This is a genomic window from Terrimonas ginsenosidimutans (genome assembly GCF_022012415.1).
GTDB lineage: Bacteria > Bacteroidota > Bacteroidia > Chitinophagales > Chitinophagaceae > Terrimonas_A > Terrimonas_A ginsenosidimutans.
This window is the reverse complement of sequence record NZ_JAKLTR010000001.1, coordinates 109,913-123,846: the sequence shown is the minus strand read 5'-3', so window position 1 is coordinate 123,846 and position 13,934 is coordinate 109,913. Positions and strand designations below refer to the sequence as shown.

At 45.4% G+C, this 13,934-nt stretch carries 7 protein-coding genes; 6 read left to right on the top strand and 1 reads right to left on the bottom strand.

Translation table 11 applies throughout. The features are described from left to right. Positions 1–14: 14 nt before the first annotated feature. The 4 genes from LZZ85_RS00470 to LZZ85_RS00455 all read left to right on the top strand — a co-directional run bounded on the left by LZZ85_RS00470 (position 15) and on the right by LZZ85_RS00455 (position 8,164). Positions 15–4,289: an nSTAND1 domain-containing NTPase gene (locus LZZ85_RS00470; RefSeq protein WP_237867953.1), complete on the top strand. Its 4,275-nt coding sequence runs from the start codon at positions 15–17 to the stop codon at positions 4,287–4,289. Positions 4,290–4,742: 453 nt separating this feature from the next. Next, complete coding sequence (locus LZZ85_RS00465; protein ID WP_237867952.1) at positions 4,743–6,302, top strand: vitamin K epoxide reductase family protein; 1,560 nt, start codon at positions 4,743–4,745, stop codon at positions 6,300–6,302. A 112-nt stretch (positions 6,303–6,414) separates the two neighbouring features. Further along, positions 6,415–6,657, top strand: coding sequence for a hypothetical protein (locus tag LZZ85_RS00460; protein ID WP_237867951.1), 243 nt, complete (start codon positions 6,415–6,417; stop codon positions 6,655–6,657). 61 nt (positions 6,658–6,718) lie between these two features. Next, positions 6,719–8,164, top strand: a complete 1,446-nt coding sequence (locus LZZ85_RS00455; RefSeq protein WP_237867950.1) for a TlpA family protein disulfide reductase — start codon at positions 6,719–6,721, stop codon at positions 8,162–8,164. A 78-nt stretch (positions 8,165–8,242) separates the two neighbouring features. On the opposite strand, the gene LZZ85_RS00450 is transcribed toward LZZ85_RS00455, so the two are convergent. After that, on the bottom strand, positions 8,243–9,403 hold the full coding sequence (locus tag LZZ85_RS00450; protein ID WP_237867949.1) for a TlpA family protein disulfide reductase: 1,161 nt from the start codon (positions 9,401–9,403) through the stop codon (positions 8,243–8,245). A gap of 396 nt (positions 9,404–9,799) precedes the next feature. Between LZZ85_RS00450 and LZZ85_RS00445 the strand changes: the two genes are divergently transcribed. Both LZZ85_RS00445 and LZZ85_RS00440 read left to right on the top strand, forming a co-directional pair. Beyond that, on the top strand, positions 9,800–12,172 hold the full coding sequence (locus tag LZZ85_RS00445) for a peptidase domain-containing ABC transporter (protein ID WP_237867948.1): 2,373 nt from the start codon (positions 9,800–9,802) through the stop codon (positions 12,170–12,172). A 178-nt stretch (positions 12,173–12,350) separates the two neighbouring features. Further along, positions 12,351–13,640 (top strand): HlyD family secretion protein, encoded by a 1,290-nt coding sequence (locus tag LZZ85_RS00440; protein WP_237867947.1) that lies wholly within the window; start codon positions 12,351–12,353, stop codon positions 13,638–13,640. Positions 13,641–13,934 lie beyond the last annotated feature (294 nt).

The following is a 13,934-nucleotide window of genomic DNA, read 5'->3' as shown; positions in this document are numbered from 1 at the left end:
ACCCACCACCATATATGCACACCCAAACCGACCAGACTCCTATTGCGCTTCTTGCTTTTGCGAATCCGAAAGATGATCTTGATCGTTTGATAGACGAGCAGAGAATGATCGCAAAGATCTTAAACAGCAAGGAGAATGAAGGGCTTTGCGCAGTTGTCGAAAGACCTGCTGCGGACCTGGATACAATACTCAGTGTAATACAGGATGGAAGGTTTGCACATCGGATCGCTATATTCCATTTTGGTGGTCATGCAGATGATTACTCGCTGCTTTTTCGTAGTGGAACAATTAATACAAAAGCATTTGATAAGATCCTGGCGGGGATCTCCAGCCTTCGCCTGGTGTTCTTGAATGGATGTGCAACAAGGCTTCAGGCGGAAAACCTGCACAAACTTGGCGTACCGGCCGTGATCGCATCAATCCAGGCAGTGCCGGATAAAGAGGCGTCGGACTTCGCAAACGTATTCTATCGCGGTTTAGCAGAGCGTCAATCGGTCCGTGACGCGTTTGAGTTTGCAAAGAATTCGGTAAAGAGCGCAAGGAGTGATACTGATAGTTCGGCACGCGGGGTTGGCGACGAAAATGAGCCGGACGGCTTTTCCTGGGAATTATGGGCGGAGGATGAAAAGTGGACCTTGCGTGACGAGATTGATAACCCTTATTTCGGCCTGCCAAAGCCCGTTGGGTATTTCCTTCCGAAAGACCCCTACATCTCATTAAAGTCGTACACGGAAAATGAATGTGCTATTTTCTGGGGACGAGGTGCTGAGATCAGGGAACTGTATGACAGAGTGCTTGATGAACGAGCAAACCCGGTTACGCTGCTGTATGGCCAAACTGGTGTGGGAAAATCTTCTTTACTCGATGCCGGACTTGTGCCCAGACTTAAAGTGACGACAAATGTTGTTTACTGTAAACGCATTTCGTCAGAGGGATTATCAGCCACATTATTAAAGGAATTGATGCTTGATGACCAGTCTTCTTCTGCACTTGCAGACCATGTTAAAAAATGGAGCCTGAGATCAGGAAAAAAATGGACGGTGATTATCATCGACCAAATAGAAGAGTGTTTTACCAAACCGCTGCCACAAAAGCCTTTTGAATTACCTGATTTTATTAGACAGATCCTTGAGCTGCTTCAACATAGTGTTCGTGTAAAAGTGTTGCTGGCCTACAGGAAGGAATTTCACGCGGAAATTGAAAATGGTGTAGTAGCCGCGAAGCTTCCGTTTTCTTCTTACTTCCTGCAGGCACTTAAACGGTCCAATATTAAAGAGATCGTCAACGGCAGTAATTTGAGTGTAACCAGCAGGAACCAATATAAAATAGAAATTGAGCAAGGCCTTGACGAACAGATCGCCAGTGATCTTAGTGCCGATGTAGATTCTCCTGTTGCGCCTGTCTTGCAGATCCTGCTTTCCAATCTATGGGTGAAAACCATTCCTGTTGAAAATGCAAGGGTGTTTACGAAGGAAACATATTATAAACTGAAGCAGGATGGGTTTGCGCTGAAAGATTTTTTTAATAGAAAGGTGAAAGAAATTGAAGATATAGAGAAGGAAAGCGTAGGCTCCGGCCTGTTGCTGGATCTTCTTCATTTTCATACTACGGAATTAGGAACGTCTGCGACGCATTCGATAGAGGAGACGAAGAATCGGTATGATGCGGAAAATATTCCTTTGCTTATTGAGAAGTGTAAAAGCTCCTATCTACTGGTGGATGCCACCGGTGCAAATAATGATGTAAGTCTGGCACATGATACGTTGGCGCCCGTCATCCGTTCTGCTTTCGATTCATCGTTACTGCCCGGGCAAAAGGCAACCAGGATTTTGAAAAGCCAGTTGTTTACAGAAAATACATCTCATCTTCTGAACGAACGGGATCTGGACCTTATTAAAAAAGGGATGAAAGGGACGAGAAAGCTGGATGATCGGGAAAAAATGCTGGTTAAGGCGAGCCAGATAGAAGTTAATGGTAACCGTCGACGTAAAAAATACCAGGATATCCTTATCAGGGCTGCTGTGGTTGCTGTAGTTATTGCGTTAGGTGTGTCTTTATACTTGTATGACAGATCTAAAAGTGAAGCGAGAAAATCGAGGGCGTTGTACCTATCGGCAGAGGCGTCGAAGATGTTGGACAGTGATCCTACTCAGGCACTGCATTTATTAAGAGCGGCAGATTCATTACAACCGGATGATGATGGAATATTGCAGAATATTTATTCCGTGTATAATAATATTAGCAAAAAAGGGGTGTATTACAGGGATGTTTATATTGATCTTAAATCCCCATCGATTAAATTTTCGACGGATAAACAATTAATGTTATTGAGCGATGACCGGGGTGGCAGCGAATACTTTACAAAAGCCTGTATCGTTGACCAGAATGCCGAATTGCTGTCTGTTCTCCAATATAAAGACATGGAAATAGAGTCGATTGATTTCGTTCCGGGGAAAGATAAAGTCGTTTGTTTGTTCAATAGAGGATTTAATGAGCGGCCATTTGATTCAATACGGAGTAACGTGCTTGTTTATTTCGACAGACAGGGTAGAATTTTAAAAGAAACAGCATACAAATATGGTATTGATGCACTCAGTCTGTCACATGATGGAGAAACAATGTTTACTGTAGAAAGGGAGGTGGTTCAAGGTTCATTGCAGCATTTCATCGTCCATCGGGAAATTGCTTCAGGAAACGAGGTGTCAAGATTTAAGCTAACCCATCGCCCTTATGTTTTGAAATCTCATCCTCACAGGAATATCGTTTTATTTAATTCGAGTAAAGGAGTCAATTTTCTAAATTTCTCAACGGGAAAATTGACCACTAAGAAAAGTGGCCCTATAGATGATGCAGAATTTTCTCCTGATGGAGCTTTTGCAGCCAGCTTTACTTTCGAGTCAGATAAAATTCAGATATGGGGAATTGATGATAATTCAGAGAAAGTACTATCTCCCTATTATGAGATAGAGTCTATTGCCTTTTCGACAGGCAGTGATAAGCTGCTGGCTATGTCCGCGAACTGGGTTACCGTAACGAGATTGTCGGATGGTGCAAAGTTAGCCGATATCAGGCGTGATGAGGATATGCGTCACGCTTTCCTTAGTGACGATAATACTATTGCTGTTGTTAACAAATTCTTCGGAGGATTTACTTTAATAGATTATGCGGGGAATGTCATTAGTCATCTCAGTAGTAACAATAGAATTATCAGTGCTGCTTTCAAGAATGACTCTCTGGTCGTAACGAGCTCTGCAAATAGTATCCAGTTCTGGAATATTGCCGAGCGAAACAAATTGCCGGATGGTATCTGGATGGCAAAGAACGAGCACGTGTTCAATATCAAAGAATCAGTTTTATTATTCAGTGAGGGCTTAAAAAGTGAAGTGCCGAAGCCATCTTATTATATACAAGATATTGTTCCCTCTTCAGAAGGGGCCACCGTTTTTAGTGGAAATGTCAAATATACCTGGATGCCCGAGTATCCGTACAGTTCAAAGCTATCGGATACCTCGGTAATTTCCGTCATAAAAGATGGAAACATCGTCAGCTCGGTGCCAATGCCTGATTTTGCTATTTTATCGGCTCTGCCGTTAAAAAATAAAGGAGAATACCTTGCTATTTGCAACGATGGGAAGGCCCGTGTTGTAAATACAAAAGGGAAGATAATTGCCGAATTAAACTCTTCCAATCCATATGACGGCAACTTGGATGGAATTCAGCATGCCATTGTGCAAAAATCGATGAAAAGGATCCTTACGTTCACGAGACTTGGCTACATAATATACTGGGATATGCAATATAAAAGGCTCGAGACCCTGGACTTTACCGCGACAAAGACCAAAAGCCCGGGAGGAAATTTTTATCCCACCAAGCCCGGTAGTTTGGCTATTTCAGAAAATGAAAAATTGCTGTCAATCTTCTATCGAATGCCGTATACGCTAATGTATAATATGATGAATAAAAAAATGGATACGATCTTCGAAAGAAGGGATGGTGGTGTAAAAGAAGAGACGCTTACCGGAAACCTGATCAATAATGGAAAGTACCTGATCACACGACGCAAAGAAGCAATTGATTTATGGAACATCACTACTAAGACAAAGATCAGCAGTATTAACTGCCCCCTTGAAAGCTATTATCTTCAAGGCAATGAAGAAGCTTTGTTGATCAACCAGTATCAACAAAACGCCATTCGCTGGCTTTTGCCAAATGGAATCAGGAAATGGATAAAGGAAGTAGATATTGCGCCATTATCTGACCAAAATAAGATCAAGTACAGCGTTAGTTGAATGCTGATAAGATAACCGGTGCACCCGATTCAACACGGGAAAGTCGATGGCTTCGCTTATCCCACGTAACAGTTCTTATGTTGACGAATAAAAACCTTTGATCCGGATAGTACTTTGATTGTTTTGAGTTAGTATTGATCAATTCGTCACTACGCATCATCTCTACTAAGAAGGATCAAACGCCTTGCTGATACTATTTCGTTCGCATCAGTATTTGACATACTTCAATCAGTTCATTCATCTTTTACAAAGTAATCCGATCATGTCAGGGTTGATCAGTGCTATTCTTTATACAAGCATAGGGGTTAATATTTAATTCGGTCTTTATTTCCACAATTCCAAAGCTTTTTGCTCGCGCTATCGTAAAAACACTTTAGATTCAATCATGCGTTCGTCCTTTATGATGATAAACGACCAACGCTTCGTTTGCTTTAAACCTAATCCTTTCGCGACATGAGAAATGAACTTATCGCGCCATTGCATCAATGGCTGAAAGAGTTGACTGTTGCTGTCCCTGCCCGTTACCTTCAACAAAAATTGGCTGCGCATCCTGAATATCCCTCACTCGCCAGCATCACTGATGTACTTGATGATCTTGGTCTGGACAATGGTGCATATGTTGTTAACCGGAACGACTGGAATGATCTTCCCACTCCTTTCCTGGCTCACCTGAATGATCAACAGGGAAAGTTGGTGATCGTACATAAAGATGATCAGCGGGAGCTGTCACAAGGTGGTAAGCTCGCGGGCTGGACCGGGATTGCGGTGTTCGCAGAGAAGCCGGCCGGCTGGCGGAATGTGGAACTGAATGACTATCTGCTCCGGCAAAGAAAGGTCAATACATATTGGATTCTGTCGTTATCGCTGTTGCTGCTATCCGGCATTGCTGTGCTGATCCCGGTATTTTCAGTTGCCTCAACGTTTTTACTGTTGTCGGCTTTTGCAGGTCTTGGTCTATCGGTACTGGTTATCCAGAAAGAATCGGGGATCAGTAACGAACTGACGGAAAAACTCTGTGGCGTGCAGAGTGATGAAGGTTGTGCTGCCGTGATCGAATCCAAAGGGAGTAAGATCAGTGGGTCGTTCAGTTGGTCTGATGCCGGCATTATCTACTTTTCTGCGTATACTTTATTGCTGTTGAACGGAAGCTCACTGCTGCCCATTTTGACAGCGTCGGCGATACCCTTCCTCTTTTTTTCTGTGTATTATCAATGGAAGGTGATCAGGCGATGGTGCACACTTTGCCTGCTAACACTGGGAGTCATCGGGATACAGTTTGCGTTATTATGGCCTTCGCTTATAACAATGTCTTTCCATTCGATCACTATTTCCACCGTGGCGCTTGCCGTTGCTGTTTGTTTGATGAGTGCCATTGTATGGAGGGGAGTTATCAAGCCCTTGCTTGAAGAAAATCAAACGGTGCAGGAAGAGAAGTTCCGGTTGCAACGGTTCCGCCATAATTCCGGTATGTTTCAGGCCTTGCTCCGGCAGCAGCCGAAAGCGGAGGTTTCTGCCTGGGAAGATGATCTTCAATTAGGCAACGCTGATTCTCCCCTGCAGTTCGTTGTTGCCTGCAATCCTTACTGTGGCCCCTGCGCTAAGACGCATGAAGTATTGCACAAACTTGCCGATCGTCAACAGGTTGGTGTTACGGTTCGGTTCACTTCTAATCCTGTTGACAAAGCTGATCCGAGAACAGCTGCTGTAGCGTACCTGCTTCAACTGGCTTCCGGCAGATCTGCGGCGTTCAAAAAAGAAATGCTGCATGACTGGTACCGGGTGATGGATCTTGAACAATTTTCGATGCAGTATCCTGACGGCCGCTCCGTAGATGTAGCGCATGCTGTACAACAGCATCAGCAATGGATCGATGAGGCACGTGTGGCCGTTACGCCAACAATTTTTTTGAATGGTCATGTGTTGCCAAAGGAATATACCGCTGAAGACTTGCTGATACTGGTACGAGGAATGCATGCGGGTGTGTTATCTGCAAATGAAGTTCCGATCAACTGATCATAAATGTATTTGTTCTGCGCAAACAAAAACCGCTCGTTCCGGGAAACAAAACGGGTAATTGCCTGGTGCCTTAATCCGGGTTCATTGATCAAAATCTAAACACTACATTATGAAGAGACTTAAAGTTGCAGGCAAAAGCCTCACTAAAAGCGAACAGAAAATGATTGGTGGTGGCGTAGAAGCCGCTAATTGCTGTGCACACACAGCAAACTGGACAACATACCAGTGCGGTTATTCCAGCGCTTCAGAAGCGCAGAATGCTGCGACAACGTTTGTCCTTGAAGGCGGCGGAAGAGCCTGGTATTGCTGCAATTGTGCCAGCAGCCCAGGTTATCCCGGCGTACAACCTTAATATTGACCTCTGACGATTGATGGCGGCCGGTTTGCCGGCCGCCTCATTTAAATATTTTCTTATGAAGAGATGGCTATTGCTCTTTTCGATGGCGGGGATGTTCTGCAATGCGCAAACGGAAAAACAAGCGCCTGCAACTCCCACACTGTCCGCAACCCCGGTCATAAAAGATTCTGTTTTTTTTGAGATAGAAGAAGTGGATCCACTTCCTGCCAGCAGCGGATTTGCTGTCAGTCTTTATTACCATGACTCACTGGGTTATGGTCATCCTGCTTCCGTGCCCCGTGACGGAGCCGCCGTGTTCTTAACACGGCCTACTTTCTTTCTGCAATCAGACGAAAAACAAACGCCTTTCCTCGTCTATCCGGGAGAGAGGATCAACATACGTTATTCCAAAAATGCGGGGGTAAGCATGTCTGTAAAAGGAGACCCGCAGCGAACCAAAGAGCTCGCGTTCTTCCCGGCGCTTGTCAGGCAAACGGATAATCTATCGTATGCATTCCGGCAGATGCCTCACCTGAAGGGCCGTTCAAAAAAGGATAGTGTGTTCATTGCGGAACAGCAGATCCATGCGATTGCCCTGGAACGAATGTCACTTTTGTCCAGTAAAAAAGATAGTCTGAGCGAAGGCTTTTTACGCATTGCCGCCAACGCGATCCAAAGTGCGGCATGCTATGACTCACTTGTTCTTTACTGGAATAACCGCACCGTACTCGGTCCAACCGAACTACGCAAGAAGATTGCCGCTAAAGCAAAGGATATTAATGCGCTTGAATTTTCTCCCTATATTTTTACTACAAAACTTGCCAATGCGTATGCGGCCAGCCTGCTGAATGGTAACCCTAATTATGTCGTGTCCGACAGTGCGAGCCTTGTCAGAATGTATGCGCTTACCACGGATCATGTCAGGGGCGCAACGGCCAACTTTGTTCTGACCCGCTTATTGCTGGATGCGTATAACAAGGCGATCACTGTCACTCCAAAAGATCTTGCTGATTATTACCGTGTTTGCGGCGATGAGGAATACAAAGACATTGTCCGGAAGAAACTGACCGCAGCAGAATCGATCTCGAGTGGCAGCAGGAACGCGGACAACCTGCGTTGGAGTGATGGAAAAACCATTGAAGACCTTCAGCAAATGCTGAAGCGATACAAAGGAAAACTGCTGGTGCTTGATTTCTGGGCCAGTTGGTGCATTCCGTGCAGAGCTGAAATGCCTGCTGCATCCGTCCTGAGAAGTAAATATGCTGATAAACCTGTTGCATTTTTATATGTATCCATGGATGCAAATGCCCAGGACTGGAAGAAAGCGGCCGACCAGGAAAAGCTGCACAGCGAAGACAGCTATCTGTTTTTGAATAGTGACGACGCACCGTTTGTGAGGCAATTCGGATTGCATTCCATTCCAAGATATATGCTGATCGGTAAGGATGGGCGGATCATACTGAAAGACGCTCCAAGACCAAGTGATCCGGAACTAGTCAGGCTGATCGACCGGTATCTTTGATGATACTGCCTGTCAGTATTGCCGCGTCAAGGAAGCTTTATTCGGCGCATCAAATTCAATCTTTCGCGAGTTCTTTTTTTAAGAAGCCTGCAAGATGCTGTACGTTTCATCATCCTGACTAAGTTCGCTGTGATAAACGATCATTCCTTTTTTGCTGATCAGAAAATATTGTGGAATGTATTCAACCCCGTATAACTGGCGGAGCGATTGATCGGAGGTTCCGGTTTTCATCCGGAATTTTGCGAAATCGAGCGCCTGGGGCCAGGTCAACTGGTACTGCTGCAGCGCTTTTTGCCAGGTATTTTCCCGGGCATCAATAGACACGGAGATCATACGAAGCTCCTCCCGTCCATATTGCTTCGCAATATTCTTCAATATCGGAAAGCTTGCGATGCAGGAGCGGCAATTAGCGTCCCAAAAGCAAAGCAGTACTACTGATCCTTTGGCTTCTGAAAGCTGGAAAGGTGTTCCGTCTGAAGTTGTGATCTTGAAATCAGGCGCACGATTTTCAAGTCCAACAGCAAGCAGTTGCTGAAGTTCCAGTAGTATATAATTTCCTAATTCTGTTTGTCGCAATGACGGAGAGAACTGAAGGAAAATACGGTGAAGGCTATCGATACCCAATTTTTTTCTGGCGTAGTTGTCGGCCAACAGATGAAGATCAAATAAGTGTAAGGCGGAGTATTGGTCGGTATGCTGGCGGAAAAATAAAGTTTTCGCTTCGAGCAGTTTTCGACGCCAGGCAAGAATAATGGAATCCTGTAATTGGCGCAGGCTATCAGGTGAATGTTTTATTTTCAGAAGTGTTAACTGCTTCCAGTTCTTCGTGAGCGAGTCTGTGGCTGGTTCAATTGCTCTTTGATAACTATTGAAAGCTTTCATGGACGGCGACCATGCACTTGTGTCGATCCTGAGATCCTGTTGAATAGGATCATTGAATAGTCTAATGACATTTTGTCCAGGTCGCAGCTCAATAAATTCGCCAAAAAGTGAGTCGTTGCCTCCGTCTGTCGTCAGGAGCCCAATTCCATAGGGATCTTTGAGTAATCCCTCAATAGAGATGCTTTTATCTTTTTTTACTGCAGTCAGCACCTCGACAAATCCGGGCGTTTTAATTTTCAGTACTACCGTATCAACGGTTTTTGCGCGTTCGAAATTGACCTCGAGCACGAAAGGTTGCTGTCCTGATGTTAACAGGCAGATGCATAAGAGTATTAAAAGAGAAACGGTTTTTATCATGAATGCCTTGATATGGCCAGCTTGTAAAATAAGCCACCTTTTTGATTTTCTATTCAGCCGGCTTCTCTTTTATTTAGGTGCTAACTCTTATTATTCGCGAAAGCTTAAATGCCCAAACCGTATTGACCGTTTTTTATCATCCATTTTTATCTAAGTGAAAGTACCTACACATGATCCTTCCATGTAAATTTTCAGAAAATAGAATTGGAGCTTTCTATTCATTCATTTACTTTTCATTTACGAATACTACTGATTGCATTTGCTGATGTCTGACATGTTGTATGAACTTTCTCTGTTGTATAAATGCTCTGTTGCTACAAGGTGATAGCAAGTGATCAGTGAGCGATATCCTTTCATTCATGTTACAATTGGCTGACTCTATAAATTGAACATACCATGAGTTTTCCTTTCTATAAACAACCCGATACCATGGATTGTGGTCCCACCTGCCTGCGCATGGTGGCAAAGTTTTACAAGCGGAGTATTTCCCTTCAACACTTGCGCGATCTGTCGCAGATCGGTAAAGAAGGAGTGAATCTGCTGGGAATTGGTGAAGCCGCAGAGGCGGTGGGGTTTCGCACGCATTCGTATAAACTGACCTACCAGTCTCTCGTCAAAGATGCGAAACTGCCCGCGATCTTACACTGGAATCAAAACCATTTTGTTGTTCTGTACAAAGTGAAAGGGACCCGGCTTTATATTGCTGATCCGGCAAAAGGTCTGCTGCATTATACGGCCGAAGAATTTTGTGCCAGCTGGATCAGTGATCCTGTTAAAGATGAGCCGGAAGGTATTGCCCTGCTGCTGGAACCATCTCCATTGTTTTATGAGGCCGCCGATTCGGAAGATGAAAGTCCGGCAACCGGTACACTGAAGTTCAAAAATATTCTCGGCTATATCCTTCCATATAAGAAACTCGTCTTTCAACTATTCGTTGGATTGGGAGTGGGTAGCCTGTTACAACTCTTTCTGCCGTTCCTCACGCAGAGTATTGTTGACACGGGTGTGAATACAGCGAATATACATTTCGTATACATCGTGCTGCTTGCGCAGCTTGCTTTATTTGCCGGAAGGATGGTCATTGAATTTGTGCGGGGCTGGATCCTGCTGCATATCAGTACCCGGATCAACATCTCTATCCTGACGGATTTCCTGGTGAAGCTGATGAAGCTTCCGATGTCATATTTTGACAGCAAACACACCGGTGATATTCTGCAACGCATGAATGATCACCAGCGGATCGAAAGCTTTCTTACAGGATCTTCCCTTAGCGTATTGTTCTCGCTGGTGAACCTGGTTGTATTTTCCATTGTGCTGGCCATATTCAATACGGGAGTTTTCTTTGTGTTTGCAAGCGCGAGTATATTGTATGCCGTGTGGGTGATCCTGTTTTTGAAGAAAAGAAAGGCGCTGGATTATAAGCGGTTTGATGTAACGGCCAAAGAGCAGAGTGCGACGATCCAATTGGTGCAGGGAATGCAGGAGATCAAATTAAACGGGGCGGAGCGCCCGATGCGATGGAAATGGGAACGGCTGCAGGCGAAGATCTTCCGGCTCAATATGAAAGGGCTTTCACTGAATCAATGGCAGCAGGCAGGTGCGTTCTTTATCAACGAAGGGAAAAATATCCTGATCACTTTCTTCTCCGCGAAAGCCGTTATTGATGGCGAGATGACACTTGGGGCCATGCTTGCAATTCAATATATCATCGGGCAATTGAACAGCCCCGTCGAGCAAATGATCGGCTTTGTGCAGAGCTGGCAGAATGCGCGGATCAGCCTTGACCGGTTGAACGAAGTGCATGCAATGCCGGACGAAGAGCCGCGCGAGATCCATTTACAGAAAGAACTGCCTGCATCCTTCACCCGTCAGTTGATCGGTGGAACGAGTGATACCGGTTTGTATGATGCTTCTGCCGTGAAAGGTTTTGCCGCGCCGTCCGGAGCTTCTTTTGGCTTGCCTGTTGCAGACGCGGCACTTTCCGCCAGCGAAGCTTCTGATGGCTTCCCCCTGCCAAAGGCCCAGGTGGAAGTGGCCATTCATTTCTGGAACCTGTCGTTCACTTATCCCGGTGCCGGCAATACGCCGGTATTGCATGATATTAACTTATCTATTCCGCGGGGAAAGACCACGGCTATTGTCGGGACGAGCGGAAGTGGAAAGACGACTCTGCTTAAGCTGTTGCTGAAATTTTATCAGCCACAGAAGGGGGAGATCCGCCTGGGTGAAACACCGCTTAGTCACATCAGTCATAAGCAGTGGCGTTCTCATTGTGGGGTCGTGATGCAGGAAAGTTATATTTTCTCTGATACGATCGCGAAGAATATTGCAGTCGGTCAGGAGCGGATCGATATGGAACGTTTACAGCATGCCACTATGATGGCAAACCTCCAGGAGTTTATTGAATCCCTGCCGCTGGGTTATCAGACAAAGATCGGCCAGGAGGGAACGGGTATCAGTATGGGGCAGAAACAACGGATACTCATTGCGCGAGCAGTCTATCGTGATCCTGATTTTATTTTCTTTGATGAAGCCACCAATAGTCTTGATGCGAACAATGAAACGCTCATCGTCAAAAACCTGCAGGCGTTCTTTAAAGGCCGCACTGTGGTAGTGGTGGCGCATCGTTTAAGCACGGTGAAACATGCGGATCAGATCATCGTGCTGGATAAAGGGGTGATCGCAGAGTGTGGTACGCACCAGGAATTGACAAACCTGAGATCCGCCTACTATCAGCTTGTAAAAAATCAACTTGAACTGGGAGAGTAAGTGATAGCGAATGACCGATGGCTGAAGATGAACTATAGTTTGATGCTGATAGCGACAAATTGTGTAACCTCTCATTGGCCATTTAACAGCCTCTTTTCTGTTATAGTGCAGGAGGATGTTTTGGATGCGAAAAAATATCGAACGATCATAAGCGAATCATTAAGTAAATTTTATTTCTATGCCGTCTTTTAACAATCAATCAGAGCCGTTAACGGATGAAGTGGAGGAGCTGATCTCCTATCGTCCACACTGGATCGTGCGGAAAGGAAATGTATTTTTCCTGCTGGTGGCACTGGCTGTACTAATGGTCACGTGGCTGATCCGTTACCCGGATATTATCCGCTCCTCCGCAAGGCTCGTGGCGACTAACCCGCCCAAGCAGGTCATCGCGCGGGCGCAGGGAAAGCTGGCGAAGTTGCTTGTGCAGGATAATGATATCGCAAAGGGTGGGCAGCACCTGGCTTATATTGAGAGTACGGCAGACTATCACCAGGTAATGGCCCTGTTCCACTGGCTGAATAAAACAACGCAAGAGCTCGGTGAGGGAGAACTGACACTTGCGATGACGGAACAACTTCCATTTTTCTCCGGTCTCGGAGAATTGCAGTCGGGTTACCAGCAATTCCAGGACCAGCTGTTTGCAACGAGGCAAACCATGGCATCGGGATATTTTGTCAAGAAGCAAAAAGCATTGCAACAGGATCTGCAATATCTCGCGAACCTCCGATCCCATTCACAGCAGCAGCAGCAATTGCAAAAGGAGGACCGTTCCCTGCAGGAGCAGGAATACGATGCTTATGTGCAACTGGCGAAGGAAAAAGTGATCGCGCCATTAGAGCTGAATCAATATAAAAGCAGGTTGCTGGGCAAGGACCAGAACCTTGAACAGGTGGAAGCATTGATCACGAATAACGCGATGAGTGGTCACGCGAAGTATAAAGAATTGCTGGATCTGCAGAAGCAGGTAACCGATCAGCAGCAGCAATACCGTTCAAGTCTGCTGCAGCTGAAAAGCGAAACGGAAAAATGGATCCAGCAATATGTATTGGTTGCTCCAGACAGCGGACGTGTGCTCTTCGCCGCTTCGCTGGCAGAAAATCAACTGATCTCCAATGGAGATCCGCTCTTCTATATTCAACCGGGTACATCGGGCTATTACCTTGAACTGGTGGCGGGCCAGCGCGGTTTTGGCAAGATCAAAAAGGGGCAGCAGGTGATCGTTAAGATAGATGGATTTCCCAGCGAAGAGTTTGGCTTGCTTACTGCTACCATTAACTATGTTTCATTGATCCCAAATCGTACAGATAGTTTTGCCCTGAAAGCGTCGCTGCCCAACGGATTGCACACCAACTACGGGAAGGAGATTTTTTTCAACAATAGTTTATCTGCGCAGGCAGATATCGTCACGGATGAAAGAAGGCTGATTGAACTGTTCTTTGATCAGTTGAGGAAGATTGGGGAGAGATGAAAACCAGAGATAAAAAAGCACTGTCGTTTAGTTAAGAGATCGTCCTACACTGGCTCGATGGCCGATGACTGATGGCCGAGGCCGAGTGCCGTATTGGATGGAAGCTGTTGCTGCTAATTAGTATAGGGTATTGACACTCGCAGGTATATGTATTTTCGGCCAACGGCCATTGAATGAACTTTCGGGAAAATCCTTAACTAGACGACATTGGATAAAAAGAGGCTACCCGAACTGCCTGTTCAATATTCCCCGTGCATACATTAACTAAATGGCATTTTAATTGTTGGATCAATG

Bases quoted from the DNA above. Each gene is read 5' to 3' on its own strand.
- LZZ85_RS00460 (WP_237867951.1), top strand. From the start codon at position 6,415: ATGAAGAGACTTAAAGTTGCAGGCAAAAGCCTCACTAAAAGCGAACAG.
- LZZ85_RS00440 (WP_237867947.1), top strand. From the start codon at position 12,351: ATGCCGTCTTTTAACAATCAATCAGAGCCGTTAACGGATGAAGTGGAG.
- LZZ85_RS00445 (WP_237867948.1), top strand. From the start codon at position 9,800: ATGAGTTTTCCTTTCTATAAACAACCCGATACCATGGATTGTGGTCCC.
- LZZ85_RS00450 (WP_237867949.1), bottom strand. From the start codon at position 9,403: ATGATAAAAACCGTTTCTCTTTTAATACTCTTATGCATCTGCCTGTTA.
- LZZ85_RS00465 (WP_237867952.1), top strand. From the start codon at position 4,743: ATGAGAAATGAACTTATCGCGCCATTGCATCAATGGCTGAAAGAGTTG.
- LZZ85_RS00455 (WP_237867950.1), top strand. From the start codon at position 6,719: ATGAAGAGATGGCTATTGCTCTTTTCGATGGCGGGGATGTTCTGCAAT.
- LZZ85_RS00470 (WP_237867953.1), top strand. From the start codon at position 15: ATGCACACCCAAACCGACCAGACTCCTATTGCGCTTCTTGCTTTTGCG.